This is a genomic window from Vibrio sp. YT-19(2023) (assembly GCF_033337395.1).
Window position 1 is genome coordinate 339,018 of sequence record NZ_JAWOQN010000001.1, and the last position, 18,251, is coordinate 357,268.

The window sequence follows — 18,251 nt, forward strand, 5'->3', positions numbered from 1 at the left end:
GATTTATTCCTTTTCGCTCTTAAATTGACCAAAACGACGGTTGAAGTTCGCAATGCGACCTTCGGTTTGTACAACGCGCTGTTTACCGGTGTAGTACGGGTGAGAAGCTGACGACACATCTAACGTAAAGTAAGGGTAAGTTTTGCCATCTTTCCATTCGATGGTTCTCTCCGTTTTCAACGTAGAACCAACGACAAAGTACTTATCTACACTGGTGTCGTGGAACACCACAGGACGATATTCAGGGTGGATTCCTGGTTTCATAATACTTTTCCTTTCAATTAAATTGTTATGTTATAACATTTTAATTAATAATCATTATCAACAAGAAAAGCAAGAGAAATTTGTGATACTTTTCATCTCAATGAATTCTTAAAGATGTCCACCATGTATTCCATCGAACCCATCGGCGTCATTGAGACACCGTACAAAGAAAAGTTTGCAGTTCCGCGCCAACCACGCTTAGTACCAGAGGCTAAAGCACGCGTAAAACTGTTAGGTGCAGCAAATAGCCCTGAAGCAGTGCGTGGGCTAGAACAGTTCTCTCACGTTTGGTTGTTGTTTCTATTTGATCAGAACCTGGAAGCTGGTTGGAAACCAACTGTACGTCCGCCACGATTAGGCGGCAATGAACGAATTGGTGTCTTTGCCTCGCGCTCGACTTTCCGTCCAAACGGAATCGGAATGTCAGCCGTTGAAGTGAAAGGAGTCACTAAGCAAGGCGATCAAATCTATCTTGATTTAGGCAGTGTAGATCTAGTGGATGGGACACCGATTGTGGATATTAAGCCTTATATTCCCTATTCGGATTCTATTTCGGAAGCACAAGGCGGATACGCAGACCAAGAACCAGAAAAGTCACAAGTCACCTTTTCTGCTCAAGCATTAGCAACGATAGAAAATCGATCCGATACTGACTATGTAAGATCAGTCATTGAACAAGTTCTGGCACAAGATCCTCGCCCTGCATATAAGAAAAACAAGCCGGACGACAAAGAATATGCGGTAAATTTGTTCGACTTGAACGTAAAGTTCACAGCAACAAGCAACTTAATAACGGTTACCGCTATTGAAAGCTTTTGACAAACGCAATTGGCTGATATTATAGACGGCTAACAAATTTCCCTTTAGGGAACTCCCATACTCCTGCTTATTCAAGCTTGAGTATCTAACTTAAATAAACGGATAAATTTAATGCGTACCAGTAATTATCTTCTTTCTACTCTGAAGGAGACTCCAAACGACGCAGAAGTAGTGAGCCACCAGCTCATGCTACGTGCAGGTATGATCCGTAAGCTGGCTTCAGGTTTATACACCTGGCTACCTACTGGTCTACGTGTACTGCGTAAAGTCGAAAACATCGTTCGTCAAGAAATCGACAATGCAGGCGCAGTCGAAACTTTGATGCCCGTTGTTCAGCCGTTTGAACTATGGGAAGAGACAGGCCGCAGCGAAAAGATGGGTCCTGAGCTACTTCGCTTTACTGACCGTCATGTTCGTCCGTTTGTACTTAGCCCAACCGCTGAAGAAGTGATCACTAGCCTTGTTCGCAATGAAGTGAGCTCTTACAAACAGCTTCCGCTAAACCTGTACCAAATCCAAACCAAATTCCGTGACGAACGTCGTCCACGCTTCGGTGTAATGCGTTCACGTGAATTCTCAATGATGGATGCGTACAGTTTTGACATTGATAAAGACGGCCTACAAAAATCATACGACGCAATGCATGATGCTTACTGTAAAGCATTCGATCGCATGGGTCTGGATTACCGTCCTGTACTTGCAGATAGCGGTGCTATCGGTGGTAGCGGCTCTCAAGAGTTCCACGTACTGGCTGAAAGCGGCGAGGATATCATCGCATTCTCTAGCGAGTCAGATTACGCGGCAAACATTGAAAAAGCAGAAGCACTAGCTCCAGCCTCTGAGGCTGCGGCACCAACACAAGAAATGACGTTGGTTGATACGCCAAACGCGAAAACAATCGCTGAATTGGTTGAGCAGTTCGAACTACCAATTGAAAAAACAGTGAAAACACTGTTTGTGAAAGCATCTGACGAAGTTGATGCGCCAATCATCGCGCTTATTATTCGTGGTGATCATGAACTGAACGAAGTGAAAGCAGAAAACCTTCCTCAGGTTGCAGCTCCATTGGAAATGGCATCTGAAGAAGAAATTCGTGAGCTTATAGGTGCAGGCCCTGGTTCACTAGGCCCTGTTGGCCTTAAACTGCCGTTCATTGTTGACCGCAGCGTTGCGGTAATGAGCGACTTCGGTGCGGGCGCGAACATCGATGGCAAACACTACTTCGGTATTAACTGGGGTCGTGATGTAGAGCTTGGTCAAGTTGAAGACCTACGTAACGTTGTGGAAGGTGACCCAAGCCCATGTGGCAAGGGCATTATCCAGCTTAAGCGTGGTATCGAAGTTGGCCATATCTTCCAACTAGGTAACGCTTACTCCGCAGCGATGAACTGTGGTGTACTGGGCCCTGATGGTAAGAACGTCATCCTAGAAATGGGTTGTTACGGTATCGGTATCACTCGCGTAGTAGCGGCTGCTATTGAACAAAACCACGACAAATACGGCATCATCTGGCCAGATGCAATCGCACCATTCCAGGTAGCGATCGTTCCAATGAACATGCACAAGTCAGAAGAAGTGAAAGAAGCCGCTGAGAAATTGTATGCTGAGCTAACGGCAATGGGCATCGAAGTGCTATTTGACGACCGTAAAGAACGCCCAGGCGTAATGTTCTCTGACATGGAGCTTATTGGTGTACCGCATACCATTATTATCGGTGACCGCTCAATGAAAGAAGGCAACTTCGAATACAAGAACCGTGCTACTGGTGAGAAAACAGCAGTCGCAATGACTGACATTGTTGAGCACGTAAAAGCTCAACTAAAGTAAGCACTCGACGAGTTCGCATTTGAAGTAGTTTCAAATAGTTAAAAAGGGTTGGCTTCGGTCAGCCCTTTTTTATTACAGCTCAACATCCTCCCTCCACCTTTTTCGAACTATTCACTTTGTTAATCTTTGGTTCAGCTTCTTGCTATTAAACTGATTTCATCATCTAAAGGAGGTCAGTTATGGATTTAAAAAGTCTTCTAAACCAAGCACTCAAATCAGACTTACTTAAGCAAGGTGCAGATGCATTGGGCAAACAAACCAACAACATCAAATCCTCATCAAATTCAAGTAGCCTAAAAACGCTAGGAGCAGGTGCTGTAGGCGGAGGCCTCATCGGTATGCTGATGGGCTCAAAGAAAAGTAAAAAAATGACTAAAAAAGTAGGGTCAAGCGCATTAAAAGTCGGTGGCGCAGCTGCGCTTGGAGCCTTGGCCTACAAAGTGTATAACGACTGGCAAGCCAAGCAATCCGGTCAAGGTGTTCAAGAAACCTTTGACCCCGATGACAGTAAACACAGTGTCTTAATTTTAAAAGCAATGATTGGAGCTGCAAAAGCTGATGGTCACGTTGATGAAGAGGAAATGGCGCGCATTGAACAAGCTCTCGCGGATATGGGCGCAGATGAGCACGTTCGTCACCTCGTTCAGCAAGAGTTAAACAAACCGCTTGATCCTGCTGAAATTGCTAATCAGGCGACCTCTCCTCAACAAGCGTCAGAAATTTACCTAGCGTCTTTGATCGTCGCTGATGAACAAAACTTTATGGAAAAAGCGTATCTGCAAGAACTAGCAATACAACTTCAACTTTCACCAGAAGTCACTCAGCAGTTAGAAGCACAAATGCAGTGATTAAATCTCGCTCAAGCAAACCTTCAACTTGAGCCAAAACAACTCTGTACTTTGAGTTTCAAATCCGCTGTGTGTATATTGAGATAAGTTATCATTTAGTGGAAAGAAAACATGCAAGTATACGGCTGTTGTGAACTGGTTCGTGAGCTTTATGCTCAGATTGGTAGTGGCGATCAAGCTTATATCCCCCAAGCAATTTCATGTGCAGTTAAAGCACTGAACGATGTAGCAGCGGATGAATCCCTGCCTAAAGAAGTGCGTGAAAAAGCGGCATTTGCTGCGGCAAACCTACTGATTTCAGATTTTGAGGATAAGTAATGAATCTAGCGAACTTTGAATCCATGGATCCTGTCATGCTGATGAGCATTGTGAATATGAAGCTACGCGACGACTTCGGTGGTGACTTAGATAAACTGGTGGCTTTCTTCGATATCGAACGCACAGCACTGGAGACAAAACTGGCTTCTGCTGGTTTTGACTTTCTTCCAGAAGCAGGACAATTCCGTTAATCAACACCATTCTTGGCGGATAACCGAAACGAGAATAACCAATATCAAAAAGGGCTTGATGAGTTACCATCAAGCCCTTTTCTTTTATTCGATAGGCGTCTCGGTTAGCCAAATGAAGCCCAGATGACTGTCGCCACAAGAATTGGACATACAAACTTCACATACGCAGGCCATAACTTACCAAACCAACCTTGCGTAAACTCCGGGCAACCTTGCTCAAGCTCTTTGATTTTTGAGTTGCGATTCCATACCCAACCACCAAATAAGCAGAATAAGAGCGCAGCGGTTGGTTGTAGATACTGAGTAGCAACCGTCGCGACCATACCAAACAGAGCGCCAAAGTTATAAACAATCACCACACTGAACAAGGCAATGAGACCACCTAAAACCCAGCTCGTTGCGCTACGCTTGGTGTTGAAACGCTCACTCACTAAAGCCACTGGACACTCTAACATTGAAATGGAGGACGTTAGCGCCGCAATCGTCAGCAATAAGAAGAACACAATAGAGAACAATTGACCAAGCAAACCTAAGCTATCAAACATCAATGGCAATACGGTAAATACCAACGTATCAGAGCTTAATAGAGAGCCATCTTCTGCATAGATCTGAACGCCCTTTTGCATTGCCACAAACATCGCTGGCATCACCACTAATCCTGCAATGAAAGCAACGGCAGTATCTACCATGGTCACGTTCATCGCCATCTTTGGTAGGTTCTCTTTCTTACTCAAGTAAGAGCCATAAATCAGCATTGAACAGCCACCGATCGTAAGCGAGAAGAAGCCCTGCCCCATTGCGGCAAGAATCAACTTGCGGTCCCATACCTTTTCGAAATCCGGTACCAAGTAATGCTTTAGCCCTTCCATCGCACCGTTTTGCGTCATGATGTAAGCAAACAACAAACCGAATAACACGAACAACGCAGGCATTAGACGTGTTGACCATTTCTCGATGCCTTGTTTAACGCCACCTTGCACGATCAAAATGGTAAGTACATAAAATGTAATGGTTCCGAACAAGTTGCGCTCTACACTAAAACCTTTTAACCATTGAGTCACCGCTTCCATTCCCATGATGTCGGTAACCGCACCTAGCAAAAAGCAGATCAACCAACCGCCAACAATGGAATAAAACGCTAAGACTGCACTTGGTACACTCAAACCAATCCAGCCCACAATACCGCCAAGCTTTTTGCCAGTCGGGTGGTTGGTTAATGCACGCATGCTGTCTACTGGGTTGGCTTGACCATGACGACCAATCGCCATTTCAACCACCAGCATCGGAAATGCGACGATAAGAATCATCACCAAATAAACTAATAGGAAAGCACCGCCACCATTACTGGCTGCTTGAGTTGGGAAGCCCCAAATATTGCCAAGGCCAACTGCGGCACCTGCGGCAGCTAAGATGAACCCGAGACGAGAGCCAAAATGCTCGCGAGGCTGAGAAGAGGTTTGCTGTGTCATACTACTCACACAAAAATATCATTGAACTAGCTAACTAGTACACTATAGCAATATTCACTATTCAACAAGAGCACCTCGGTTAAATCCTCGACAGTTGAAACAATTTGTAGTCATTCAGCTTGTAAATTTTAACGTACATCTCATATTCATCGCTCAAAAGCCTCGCGACTGTTGTTCGTTTTACGTGGCTGAATTTTACCAATCCTTCTGCCGTGAAGTGAGCCGAAAAATAATGAGCTCTGGTGTAAGGGACGAACTGTTCCTCGTGATACTGTGTCGAAAAGCAGAATATTGTGCTTCGCTTTTTCCCCCTAATGTCTATTTATCAGCTAGTTATTACTCTGTTCTCATTTATACCCATGATTCAAGGAGAGGAAAATGAAGGTCACCCTACTTCACGGAGCGATGGTTGTAGCACTCAGCGCCAGCTACCAAGCTCAAGCCTATAACTGTCAAAGTTTACCCGACTGGGACAGCACTGCGACTTATACATCGGGCGCTTTAGTAAAAACGCAAGGAGCCGCTTATGAGGCTGCATATTGGACGCAAGGCAATGATCCCGTGACCAACTCAGGATCTTGGGAAGCATGGAAAGCGTTAGGGCAATGTGATGGTGGAAGCAACAATTTATCACCAACGGTGTCGTTCTCCTCTCCAATAAACAACGCACAAATTCCCGAAGGCAGTGCGATCACTTTGTTAGCCAACGCAACTGACGAAGATGGCCAAATCACACAAATTGAGTTTGTTGCAGGCAACCAAACCGTTGCTGTGGTAACTCAAGCACCATTCGAAGCTTCTTGGACAGCTATTGAAGGGATCTCGCAATTGACCGCAATTGCGACCGATAATGAGGGAGCCGTTAGCACCACGACGATTTCTATCCAAGTTCAACCACAAGTCGAATTACCGCCACCAAGCATTTCATTGACAAGCCCAGTAGGCACAGAAGTGCTTAATGTAGGCGATAACCTAACCGTAGCCGCTCAAGCTGACGATATTGATGGTGTGGTCACACAAGTTGAGTTCTTCGTAAACAATCAATCTGTCGCCATTGATACTAGCGCACCTTACGAATATCAATGGACCGCTAGTCCAGGTACATACTCGTTCAAAGCACAAGCGACTGATGATACAAACCTCGCAACGATGAGCCAAGAAGTAGCGCTGGTTATTAGTAATTCAGAAACCGGAACGGGCGGATGTGCAGATGCAGTACCTTATGTGGCAGGCACAAGTTATCAAGCTGGCGACCTGATTTCTCACTTCAACCAAAAATATCGTTGTGATGTTGCTGGTTGGTGCTCCTCGGATGCGACATGGGCTTACGAGCCTGGTGAAGGGCTATACTGGCAAGATGCTTGGAGTGGCCTAGGTGCTTGTTCGACACCACCGCAAGTTACCATTACGGCACCAACGGATGGACAAGTCGTGCTCGCTGGCAGCAATAACGAAATCACGGCAAACGCAAGCGATGCTGATGGCACAGTCACGCAAGTTGAGTTTTTTGCGAACAACACCAGCTTAGGGGTCACCACTCAAGCGCCATATTCCGTTACTTGGAACGCCACACTTATTGGCGCTAACCAGCTTAAAGCCGTCGCAACCGATAATGATAACAACACGTCAGAGTCCCTGGTTGGTGTGGAAGTCAGCGATAAAGATTTGGTCGTCTCTCTGACTTCACCAAGCAGCGGTCAAACCGTCGGATTAGGCGAAAGTCTCGCATTAAGCGCCGATGCAACGTCTTTAACTTCAGGCATTAAACACGTTGATTTCATGATCAACGGCTCTATTGTTGCAACCGATACCACAGCACCTTACACAGCCAACTGGACACCAACTGCACTTAGTAACTTTACAGTTAGCGCCCAAGCTGTGGATTTGTCGGGAAGCAATGCACTGTCTGACGCCGCTGCAATAACGGTGGTTGAGCAAGTAGAGAAACGCCATAAACTCATCGGTTACTGGCACAATTTTGTAAATGGTGCGGGCTGTCCAATTCGTCTAGCAGATATGGCAGATGCTTGGGATGTGATTGATATTGCCTTTGCTGAAAATGATCGCAACAGTGATGGCACTGTGCACTTTAATCTATATTCAGGCGATATTTACAGCGATTGTCCAGCACTCGATCCAACACAATTCAAGCAGGACATGGCAGCGCTTCAAGCTAAAGGTAAGAAGTTTGTTCTCTCTCTTGGCGGCGCAGAAGGCACGATTACGCTGAATACCGACCAAGATGAAGCCAACTTTGTCTCTAGCCTAACAGGTCTTATCGCTGAGTGGGGCTTTGATGGTCTAGATGTGGATTTAGAGAGTGGTTCTAACTTAGTTCATGGCTCGCAAATTCAAGCTCGCCTTGGTCGTGCTTTGCTTCAAATAGAGCAAAACATGGGTGGAGATATGTACCTAACCATGGCGCCTGAGCACCCTTATGTTCAAGGCGGCTATGTAGCTTACAGCGGTATTTGGGGAGCTTACATTCCTGTGATAAACGAGACACGCAGCACGCTCGACTTGCTTCACGTCCAGTTATATAACAACGGCGGTTTGCCAAACCCATACCTGCCAGGCAGTGCACCAGAAGGCTCTGTGGATATGATGGTAGCGCAATCTAAAATGCTTATCGAAGGTTTTGAGTTGGCCGACGGCACTCAATTTGCACCATTGCGCGATGATCAAGTCGCAATCGGTTTACCTTCAGGTCCTAGCTCGGCAAATTCAGGGCAGGCTCCAACACAGAATATTATCAACGCACTAGATTGTTTAACCAAAGGCACTTCATGTGGCACCGTTAAACCAGCGTACCATTACCCGAATTATGCAGGAGTAATGACATGGTCTATCAACTGGGATCAGCATGATGGCTTTAACTTCTCAAAACCTGTCGGCGATAAACTCACCGAGATGAATGCGCAATAAGCTATCAAAGAATAAGCGAGTAAAACGCAAAGAGAGCACAATAGTGCTCTCTTTCTTTATCTCATCGAGTTTTTGCTTTTTAATGAGTAATTAAATCGTAAATACTCGGTAATCTTTTAGCTCAGGGATTTTCTTCAACAGATCGTTTTCTTGCCCTGCCATGTCATCCAGCGAATCGCACAAGTCTTCTGCTTGTTGTTCTACCTCTTTCGAATGCTCGGCTAAACGCTCTTCTACTTTCGCGCTGAGTTCAGCCATACTCTCTGATAATGCAGTGAGGTTTATCCCTCCCTCTTCCTTCATTTTTTTCGATAAAGCATCCAACGAACTGGCTAAAAACTCTTTATTGAAGATCTCTTGTGCTTTTGCAAAGTCTTCAGTCCACCCTTGTGTCATAGACTCAAAACTCTCCGCAGGCAGGATGAAATCACCATCTTTGTAGTAACGTGATTCAACATCAGCGAAAAAGTCCTTTACTGCGACTTTTACATTATCAAACGCACCAGGTGCATCGAGGCTTTCCGCAACATCATCAATAATATCATTCGCAAGCGCTAAACCATCACTCGCCAATTGCTTTGCTTGTGGAATATACGCGTTCATTTTTTCGCGATAGTCTTCAATTGCCGCTTTTTGGTCGGCATTGAGTTCAATTAGCTCACCTTTGATGAAGAGGTTGTTATCCTCATCCACGACAGCTTTATCACCTGTCGTTTGGCGAATTTCCAAGCTTTGCCCATCCATACGGACTTCATTATTGATGTCCACACGACACTGCGCTGCATAACCAGTAGCACTGACCATCAGCAATGAGAGTGTAAAAAGCTTTTTCATGTCATTCTCTTTTATTTAACATTACTCGTGTTAAACATAACACTGAGTGATACATGAGATGTCAGCAAATCGTCACGACTTCGTAACAAGTTGTTTTATCTCCTATTTTCACGTCAACCTCATCACCCTCTTCTTTCCCGAACAACGCTCGACCCAGAGGAGATTTGGCTGTTAAGACAAAGACTTCCAGAGTCTGATATTGAACAGTCAAACCACCAGAGCAAGGGCCTACAAAGAAGTGCTTTTCGATCAAATTCTCATCTGCGAGAACAACGTAAGCACCAACACCAACAGGCGCATTCTTAAAGTTACGAGTCACTAAAGAACGATATTGACGCAACTCCTCTTCACTATCTTGAATTCGCATGGCTTGTCCATGAGCAAGATACGCGGCTTCAAGTGCCAATGTATCGTACTTGTGCTCGGGAACAGTTTCTTCATCTGTGGCGGCATCGATAGCTCGCTGAGCCGATGAATGGGCAACTTGAAGTTTTTCTTCCAGATGTTGGATGATAATTTGGACTAAGTCAGCTTTGTTCATACTTTTAGGACGCGCGTTTAGTATTCGGGGTGTGTTAATGTAGCCAAGTTTACCATCAAAGAAAGGTTTCCCTATTATGCAAAGTGACTCGCTGCATCAAACACTTCAATCTGTATTTGGTTTTGACTCATTACGCCAAGGTCAGCAACCCGTTATTGAAGCCGTTATGAATGGTTACTCTGCTGCGGCAATCTTTCCTACAGGCTCGGGGAAGTCACTCTGTTATCAACTACCTGCAACCATATTACCCAACCTTACGTTGGTGATCTCTCCGTTGTTGGCGTTAATGAAGGATCAACTGAGCTTTTTACAAAGTAAAGGAATCGCGGCCGCTTCTATCGATAGCAGTCAAAGTAGAGAAGAAGCACAACAGGTCATGGCTGGCGTGAAGAATGGACAAATCAAAATCTTGATGATTTCTGTTGAGCGACTAAAAAATGAGCGTTTTCGTGAATTCATTCGCCAAGTACCGATTTCTTTGATGGTCATTGATGAAGCGCACTGTATTTCCGAATGGGGGCATAACTTTCGTCCAGATTATCTCAAACTACCGCAATATCAACGTGAACTGAACATCCCACAGTCTTTACTTCTCACCGCAACGGCAACGCCTGCAGTTATTGAAGACATGCAAAAAAAGTTCGATATTTCCAGTGAACATATTACCGTTACAGGCTTCTACCGCTCTAATCTGGATATCTCGGTGATCCCGTGTGAGGAAACAAAGAAACAAGAACAGCTCAGTGAGATCATCGCCTCTTCACCTAAGCTTCCGACCATCGTATACGTGACGCAGCAGCAAACAGCAGAACGAGTAGCAAAGTCATTAATCCATATTGGCATTAACGCTCACGCATACCACGCTGGCATGAAAAGCGACGTTCGTGAACAAATCCAACAGCAGTTCATGGATGGCCAAATTGACTGTATTGTTGCAACGATTGCATTTGGTATGGGGGTCGATAAATCTGATATTCGACGCGTCATTCACTTCGACTTACCCAAATCAATCGAGAACTACGCACAAGAGATTGGACGTGCAGGCAGGGACGGGCAACGCTCGGAGTGCATTCTGCTAGGCAATACGTCCGGCCTAACGGTGTTGGAGAATTTTGTCTATGGTGACACACCAGAATTTACGTCAATTAACTATGTAGTCGAGCAAGCGAAAGAACATGCTCCACAATGGGAGGTAGTGCCACTGCGTTTGTCGCGTGAAAGTAATATCCGCCAATTGCCACTCAAAACCTTGTTGGTTTATTTGGAGCTACATAACGTCATTGAAGCAAAGTACAGTTACTTTGCGGAATATCGGTTTAAGTTTTTGCACGATCAGCAATTTATTGTGAATCAATTTCAAGGCGAGCGACGTCAATTTGTGGAGGCTATTTTTTCCTGCTCACAAAAAGCCAAAGTGTGGTGCCAAGTTGATCTAGAAGCGCTATGGATGAACTATCAATCGGAACGCAGCCGAGTTGTCGCAGCGCTCGACTATTTTCACCAGAACGGCTGGATAGAACTAGAGAGCAAACAACTGACGGACGTGTACTCAGTTATGCCAACCAAACAGAGCTCGGATGTTTTAATCCAACAACTGTATGAACTGTTCCAATCCAAAGAAAGCAAAGATATCGAAAGAATCCACACCATGCTGCACTTGTTCCAGTCCGAGCACTGTTTGAGCTCACAATTGGCGAACTACTTTGCGGATCACGATGCACCAAAGCAATGTGGTCACTGCTCCGTGTGTCGTGGTCACGTCGCCACATTCACAGCACCAGAACCTGAAGATATTGAACAATCTCAAGTATCGATATGGGCGCGGGAGTTTATTCAGCTTTCCCCATCGGCCATCAGTAATGATGCCGTTGCTCGCTTCTTGTGCGGAATCAGCACTCCTTTGATTAGCCAGCTAAAAGCCTCAAAGCTAGCAGGTTATGGTGCAATGGCAAATGTAAGTTTTGAGCAGGTATTAACGCAGGTAGAAACGGTAAGGGCCTAAAAAAAGCTCAATTGACGCGCTTGGTCTTCGGGCTTGAGCATCACGTTCAAGCCTAAAAGGCGAATTTCCCGTCCATTTTGGCGTTTAAGAATATCTCTTAGCAAGATCTTGAAGTCCTCAAGCTCTAATTGCGGATGGATGTGCTCAATTGTTGTCAGTTGAAAGTCGGCAAATTTGACTTTAATACCTTGTTTAATAATCGACTTATCTGGGCTTGCACGCTCTAAACGTTTCTCGAGTTCAGGATAAAGTTTCTCCTCAATCACTTGCCAACATTCATCATAGGTTGCGATGTTCTGGCTGAATGTCCTTTCCACACCGACGGACTTTCTCTCGCGCTCAACAACGACTTCTCGATTATCAATTCCATGGCTTCGCTGCCATAAGGAGGCACCCTGACGACCAAACTGCCTCAACAACTCTCGATAGTCACTGTTTTTAATGTCCTCACATCGATAAAAACCGGCTTGGTGGAGCTTCTCAAGACTCACCTTCCCCACACCAGGAATGTTCTCTAGCGGAAGACTATCGATAACCTCTTGGACTTTCTCTGGCGGAATCACAAACTGACCGTTGGGCTTGTTCATGTCTGACGCGACCTTGGCAAGAAACTTTATCGGAGCAATGCCCGCCGATGCCGTCAACCCAAGTTCACTCCAGATATCGCGGCGAATTGACTCTGCGATCAACGTAGCGGAGCCACGGCAAGCTGTCGAGTCCGTGACATCGAGGTATGCTTCATCCAATGAGAGAGGTTCAATGATAGGCGTATAACGCTCAAAAATAGCACGAATCTGCTGAGAGACTTGCTTATATACATGCATTCTACCGGGCACAACCAACAAATGAGGACAGAGTTGCAGCGCGCGCGCCGTTGACATTGCACTGCGAACACCATATTTACGCGCATCATAATTACAGGTGCTAATCACTCCACGCTGCTTTTCATGTCCGCCAACAGCGAGTGCAATGCCACGGTAACTGGGGTTATCTCTCATCTCTACGGCAGCATAAAAACAATCCATATCGACATGAATAATTTTTCTAATTCGATCTGACATAGCCATCAAAGCACTGTTCAAAAAAACAGTATAAATCAAATCTACCTGAAGAGAAATGGGCGTGTTTAAGCGAACGTCAATCTCGAAGCATTACGTCCAATTGATCGACTAATTCGGCCCAATCTGCATCTTCTTCGATGGCTTGTTTTAGAAAGTTCGCCTGTGACATCGTCCAAAAGCTAGCTTCATGTAAAGGCGCAGAATCTCTTTTGTGTCGATGTTGATTAATAAAATCTTTCATTTCTTGAGGAGAGCTACCGAGGCCCAGTTGTTGAAATAGCTCAGCCATACCATGTTGATGCATTTCCATACTACTTTCTCCCTACGTTAGCTAAACATAATTATATAACTAAGACAGGAATAATGATGTGATGTTAACGGATGCGTGTCAAACATTTGAGTAGTTGTTCTACTTTTGGTTGACATGTGTTTTTTGATGGCGATAAGTTTAATTTTAGTTATCATTGATTTTAAACAATTAATTTTGGGGACTGCGCTTGAGTAATAAGATTCTGGTTGTTGAAGATAGTCGTGCATTTAAAAACTTTCTTTGCCAAACAATAAGCCAAGCTGGTTATGAGGTCATCGCAGCGGAAAGCTACGCGGAGGCAAAGAGCTTGTTATCTTCAGCACAGGACCTCTTCTGTGCGGTTTTAGACTATTGTTTACCGGATGCTCAAGATGGCGAGATTATTGACCTCGTTTTGGAACATGGTCATCGTGTCATTGTTTTAACGGCTCGATTTCAAGAAGACACTCGCGAAAAGATGCTTGCAAAAGGTGTCCTCGACTATATTTTGAAAGACAGCATGGCGTCCGTTTCCTATCTATTACCACTCCTCAAGCGACTAACCAACAATCAACAACACAAATGTTTAGTCGTTGATGATTCACACACCGTAAGAAGACACATTGCCCAACTTTTGGAGCATCAATATATTCAGACGTTGGAAGCTGACAATGGGCAAAAAGCCCTAGAGCTTGTCGAGCAAAATCCAGATATCACTCTCGTTTTAACCGACCATGATATGCCCGTTAAAGATGGCATTACTATGGTGCGTGAATTACGTCGGAAGTGGGGTAAAAATCAATTAGCCATTCTCGGCTTGTCGGGTAGTAACTCTAAGACCATGACGGCTAGGTTTCTAAAAGCAGGGGCCAATGACTTTTTATACAAGCCATTTAATCAAGAAGAATTTTTTTGCCGTATTCACCAACTGTTAGATATCAAGGACGCAACATCTGAACTGTTTAAAATGGCAAATCAAGATGCGCTAACGGGCTTATGGAACCGCCGCTTTCTGTTTGAGCAACCCCATGTAGAAAACGCTCAAAGAAACATCGCGATGCTTGATATCGATTTCTTTAAGCAAGTAAATGATACACACGGACATGAGGGCGGCGATGCAGTGTTAGTCATGATAGCGAATATTCTAAAAATCTATTTTCCAAATGATATTGTCGCTAGGCTTGGTGGCGAGGAGTTTTGTATTCAAGCCAGTGGCGACTATGACGGCTTTCTAACACGCTTAGAACAAATGAGACAGCGCATAGAAAAAACGCCAATAACTTATTTGGACAAAAACATTCTTGTGACCGCGAGTATTGGTGTAAGCAACATCGAGGGGGAGCTGGAACAACAAATAAAAGTGGCGGATGAGCGACTTTACATGGCCAAAGAGAACGGACGTAACCAAATCATTTCTTCGTCCTAATGACTATCAGTGTGGTCTTGCTCTGTAACATGAGAGAAAGAAACAACAAAACACGGTATTGGGCTCTTTCTCGGACATCTGAGCTTTGGTTAGCTGCCTAAAAATAAAGCTCAGCAGAACGCTGAGCTTTATCACTTTCTTAGTACGATTAACCAATACTAAGCAATTCTATCTTTTTCCCACGCCGCCAATTTCTCAGCACGCGCAGCCTCGCGCGCTTCACGTTTTTTACGCGCATCGCAGGGTTCTGGACAATTACACACTTTTTCGATGCCAACTGCCCCTAAGCCACCACAGCTACCTTTCACGATTTTCTTTTGGAAAATGTATCCGACAGCCATTGCAGTGATTACCGCGACAAACACAGCAAAGGTAATTAGAAATGTATTCATAAAAACATGCTCACTTCTGTTGTTATTTCTTCATGAATGGCTTGTATGCTTCCGAAGCCAACTCTTTAAAACCATCTTCCGTTTTCACAATCATGAAAACAGGAATATTATTTTCGTTCGCAATTGCCATGCCTTTGTCTTCACCTAGCACCATAAGACCAGTTGCAAGACCATCAGCAGTCATCGACGATTTATCTAATACCGTTACAGACACCACTTTATGATGAATTGGTTTGCCTGTTCGTGGATTAATAATATGAGAGTATCTCACACCATTACTCTCAAAGTAATTACGATAGTCACCACTTGTTGCAATTGCCATGTCGCCTGGTTCAATAATTTCTTGAATTGAACGTTCATCAACGGTCGGTTTTTCAATTGCGATACGCCAAGGCACACCTTCACGATTGACACCTTTGAGACGCATTTCACCGCCAACTTCGACCATAAAGTTCTGTACCCCTTCAGATTGAAGGTAGTCAGCAACCACGTCAACCCCCCAACCTTTCGCAATCGTCGATAGGTCGACGTACAAGTTAGGAAGGTCTTTGGACAGTGTATTACCATCAACAGATAGGTGGTGAATACCGGTATTTGCTTTGCGAGCAGCGAGTTCTTCATCGGTTGGAACTACATCTGGACGAGCTTCTGGACCAAACCCCCACAGGTTAACTAGAGGGCCGACCGTCACATCCAATGCACCTAAAGTAAGACCGTTAAGGCGAATTGCTTCTTTCACTACCGTTGCAGTTTGTGTCGAAACTGTAAATGGCTCGCTCGTTTGATGCTGATTAAAACGACTTAACTCTGAGTCGTCACGATAGGTCGACATTTGGTCATTAACCTCTTCCAATAAGCGATCAATTTCTGTCTGCATCGCTTTTGGCGTTGGAATACCATCTTGCTCGATATACTTGATGTTGTAAGAAGTCCCCATGGTAGGGCCACTTAAATGAATTTGATCGGCAGGCTGCTCACAGCCAGCCAAAATCAATAGAGAAGCAAATGCAACAAGCCACTTTTTCACTTGTTAACTCCCAATGTTGTTGAATTGATATGGGAAATAGGATCAATCCTTTCAATCCGATTACCTATATCAACTGTTGAGTATCAGTTTTATGTCTATAAAAAATAATGGCTAGCTCTCTTGGAGAGCTAGCCATAGATTCAATCACTTGGAGGAATTAACCACCGAAGTCATCTAGTAGGATGTTTTCATCCTCTACACCTAGATCTTTTAGCATGCCGATTACAGCAGCGTTCATCATAGGTGGACCACACATGTAGTATTCACAGTCTTCTGGCGCTTCGTGATCACGTAGGTAGTTCTCGTAAAGAACGTTGTGAATAAAGCCAGTGTAACCATCCCAGTTATCTTCTGGAAGTGGATCAGACAGTGCACAGTGCCATACGAAGTTGTCATTCTCAGCTTGTAGCATATCGAAGTCTTCTACGTAGAACATTTCACGCTTAGAACGTGCGCCGTACCAGAAAGACATCTTACGCTTAGAGTGCAGACGCTTAAGTTGGTCGAAGATGTGTGAGCGCATTGGAGCCATACCAGCACCACCACCAACGAATACCATTTCTGCATCTGTATCTTTCGCAAAGAACTCACCAAATGGACCAGAAATAGTACACTTGTCGCCTTCTTTTAGAGACCAGATGTACGAAGACATGATGCCTGGTGGTACGTCTGGGTTGTTCGGCGGCGGAGTTGCGATACGAACGTTAAGCATGATGATACCGTGCTCTTCTGGGTAGTTAGCCATAGAGTATGCACGAATGGTCTCTTCATTAACTTTAGACTCGTAACGGAAAAGGTTGAACTTCTCCCAGTCTTCACGGTATTCCTCAGGAATATCGTAGTCTGCGTATTTCACGTGGTGAGCAGGAGCTTCAATCTGGATGTAACCACCAGCACGGAAAGGTACTGATTCGCCATCTGGAATTTGCAGCTTAAGCTCTTTGATGAATGTCGCTTTGTTATCGTTAGAGATAACAGTACATTCCCACTTCTTAACGCCGAAGATTTCTTCAGGAAGCTCGATATCCATGTCAGTTTTCATTGCAACCTGACACGCTAGACGCTCACCTTCACGCGCTTCACCTTTAGTAATATGGTCAAGCTCGGTTGGTAGGATGTCGCCACCACCTGATTTAACTTTTACGCGACACTGACCACATGAGCCACCGCCACCACAAGCAGAAGATACGAATACGCCAGCACCTGCTAGAGCACTCAGTAGCTTACCACCTGGTTGTGTAACGATCGCCAGAGAAGGGTCATCGTTCACAGAAATTGTAATGTCACCTGTTGGTACAAGCTTAGACTTAGCGAAAAGAATCACTAGTACTAGTGCTAGTACGATCAGAGTAAACATCACTACACCAAGAATAATGTCCATTGACTATTCCTTAATTGTTGCGGTTTACCCGACTTACAGTTGAACACCAGAGAAAGACATAAAGCCTAACGCCATAAGACCTACAGTGATAAATGTGATACCAAGACCACGTAGACCTGGAGGTACGTCAGAGTACTTCATCTTCTCACGGATACCTGCAAGAGCAACGATTGCTAGCATCCAGCCCACACCAGAGCCGAAACCGTAAACGATCGATTCAGCAAAGTTGTAGTCACGTTGTACCATGAAAGATACACCACCGAAGATTGCACAGTTTACTGTGATCAGCGGTAGGAAGATGCCTAGCGCGTTGTACAAAGGTGGGAAGAAACGGTCTAGGACCATCTCTAGAATCTGTACAAGTGCTGCAATTACACCGATAAAGGTGATGAAGTTTAGGAAGCTAAGGTCCACGCCCTCAACTAACGCGTTCTCTCTCAGAACTAGGTTGTATACCAGGTTGTTCACAGGAACAGCGATAGTCAGAACTACCACAACTGCAACACCTAGGCCGAAAGAGGTCTTAACCTTCTTAGATACGGCAAGGAAAGTACACATACCTAGGAAGAAAGACAGAGCCATGTTTTCGATGAAAATCGATTTAACTAACAGACTAATGTAATGTTCCATGACGTCC

Annotated in this window: 18 protein-coding genes; 8 read left to right on the plus strand and 10 right to left on the minus strand. The window is 44.7% G+C overall.

All coding sequences use genetic code 11. The features are described from left to right. Positions 1-3: 3 nt before the first annotated feature. Positions 4-264 carry a type B 50S ribosomal protein L31 gene (locus R7E78_RS01595; RefSeq protein ID WP_005380295.1) on the minus strand — a complete coding sequence of 87 codons (261 nt, stop codon included), beginning with the start codon at positions 262-264 and terminating at the stop codon, positions 4-6. A 123-nt stretch (positions 265-387) separates the two neighbouring features. On the opposite strand from R7E78_RS01595, the gene tsaA reads away from it, so the two are divergent. From tsaA to R7E78_RS01620, 5 genes are all read left to right on the plus strand, one after another. Further along, the gene (gene tsaA / locus R7E78_RS01600; protein ID WP_005380294.1) at positions 388-1,083 is read left to right on the plus strand and encodes a tRNA (N6-threonylcarbamoyladenosine(37)-N6)-methyltransferase TrmO; all 696 of its coding nucleotides are present in this window, start codon (positions 388-390) and stop codon (positions 1,081-1,083) included. A 111-nt stretch (positions 1,084-1,194) separates the two neighbouring features. Further along, complete coding sequence (locus tag R7E78_RS01605; RefSeq protein ID WP_054577581.1) at positions 1,195-2,910, plus strand: proline--tRNA ligase; 1,716 nt, start codon at positions 1,195-1,197, stop codon at positions 2,908-2,910. A gap of 179 nt (positions 2,911-3,089) precedes the next feature. Continuing rightward, on the plus strand, positions 3,090-3,758 hold the full coding sequence (locus R7E78_RS01610; protein WP_262591466.1) for a tellurite resistance TerB family protein: 669 nt from the start codon (positions 3,090-3,092) through the stop codon (positions 3,756-3,758). 111 nt (positions 3,759-3,869) lie between these two features. After that, entirely contained in the window at positions 3,870-4,076 is a 207-nt protein-coding gene (locus R7E78_RS01615; protein WP_005391765.1) for a YaeP family protein, read from the plus strand. Further along, complete coding sequence (locus R7E78_RS01620) at positions 4,076-4,267, plus strand: DUF4250 domain-containing protein (RefSeq protein ID WP_005380289.1); 192 nt, start codon at positions 4,076-4,078, stop codon at positions 4,265-4,267. The genes R7E78_RS01615 and R7E78_RS01620 overlap by 1 nt, the downstream gene beginning before the upstream one ends. A 104-nt stretch (positions 4,268-4,371) precedes the next feature. Here the strand turns inward: R7E78_RS01620 and R7E78_RS01625 are convergent, their stop codons facing one another. After that, complete coding sequence (locus R7E78_RS01625) at positions 4,372-5,736, minus strand: sodium-dependent transporter (protein ID WP_262591468.1); 1,365 nt, start codon at positions 5,734-5,736, stop codon at positions 4,372-4,374. Between the two features lie 378 nt (positions 5,737-6,114). Between R7E78_RS01625 and R7E78_RS01630 the strand changes: the two genes are divergently transcribed. Continuing rightward, a complete protein-coding gene (locus tag R7E78_RS01630) occupies positions 6,115-8,661 on the plus strand; it encodes an Ig-like domain-containing protein (RefSeq protein WP_262640580.1) in 2,547 nt (848 codons plus the stop codon). A gap of 90 nt (positions 8,662-8,751) precedes the next feature. Here R7E78_RS01630 and R7E78_RS01635 read toward each other — a convergent pair whose 3' ends face one another. Next, entirely contained in the window at positions 8,752-9,495 is a 744-nt protein-coding gene (locus R7E78_RS01635) for a YggN family protein (RefSeq protein ID WP_005380283.1), read from the minus strand. A 61-nt stretch (positions 9,496-9,556) separates the two neighbouring features. After that, a complete protein-coding gene (locus tag R7E78_RS01640) occupies positions 9,557-10,036 on the minus strand; it encodes a GreA/GreB family elongation factor (RefSeq protein WP_005380280.1) in 480 nt (159 codons plus the stop codon). A 76-nt stretch (positions 10,037-10,112) separates the two neighbouring features. Between R7E78_RS01640 and R7E78_RS01645 the strand changes: the two genes are divergently transcribed. Then, positions 10,113-12,038 (plus strand): ATP-dependent DNA helicase RecQ, encoded by a 1,926-nt coding sequence (locus R7E78_RS01645; protein ID WP_005380279.1) that lies wholly within the window; start codon positions 10,113-10,115, stop codon positions 12,036-12,038. On the opposite strand, the gene dinB is transcribed toward R7E78_RS01645, so the two are convergent. Both dinB and R7E78_RS01655 read right to left on the minus strand, forming a co-directional pair. After that, entirely contained in the window at positions 12,035-13,099 is a 1,065-nt protein-coding gene (gene dinB / locus R7E78_RS01650; protein WP_025768236.1) for a DNA polymerase IV, read from the minus strand. The two genes, R7E78_RS01645 and dinB, sit on opposite strands and share 4 nt — an antisense overlap. 76 nt (positions 13,100-13,175) lie before the next feature. Further along, positions 13,176-13,409 (minus strand): DUF2789 domain-containing protein, encoded by a 234-nt coding sequence (locus tag R7E78_RS01655; protein ID WP_005380277.1) that lies wholly within the window; start codon positions 13,407-13,409, stop codon positions 13,176-13,178. 187 nt (positions 13,410-13,596) lie between these two features. Between R7E78_RS01655 and R7E78_RS01660 the strand changes: the two genes are divergently transcribed. Then, positions 13,597-14,814 (plus strand): response regulator, encoded by a 1,218-nt coding sequence (locus tag R7E78_RS01660; protein ID WP_262640581.1) that lies wholly within the window; start codon positions 13,597-13,599, stop codon positions 14,812-14,814. 158 nt (positions 14,815-14,972) lie between these two features. Here the strand turns inward: R7E78_RS01660 and nqrM are convergent, their stop codons facing one another. From nqrM to nqrE, 4 genes are all read right to left on the minus strand, one after another. Beyond that, the gene (gene nqrM / locus R7E78_RS01665; protein ID WP_258658663.1) at positions 14,973-15,206 is read right to left on the minus strand and encodes a (Na+)-NQR maturation NqrM; all 234 of its coding nucleotides are present in this window, start codon (positions 15,204-15,206) and stop codon (positions 14,973-14,975) included. Between the two features lie 22 nt (positions 15,207-15,228). Then, positions 15,229-16,233, minus strand: coding sequence for an FAD:protein FMN transferase (locus tag R7E78_RS01670; protein ID WP_005380272.1), 1,005 nt, complete (start codon positions 16,231-16,233; stop codon positions 15,229-15,231). A gap of 157 nt (positions 16,234-16,390) precedes the next feature. Next, complete coding sequence (gene nqrF, locus R7E78_RS01675) at positions 16,391-17,614, minus strand: NADH:ubiquinone reductase (Na(+)-transporting) subunit F (RefSeq protein WP_005380271.1); 1,224 nt, start codon at positions 17,612-17,614, stop codon at positions 16,391-16,393. Between the two features lie 33 nt (positions 17,615-17,647). Further along, a complete protein-coding gene (gene nqrE, locus R7E78_RS01680) occupies positions 17,648-18,244 on the minus strand; it encodes an NADH:ubiquinone reductase (Na(+)-transporting) subunit E (protein ID WP_005380270.1) in 597 nt (198 codons plus the stop codon). Positions 18,245-18,251 lie beyond the last annotated feature (7 nt).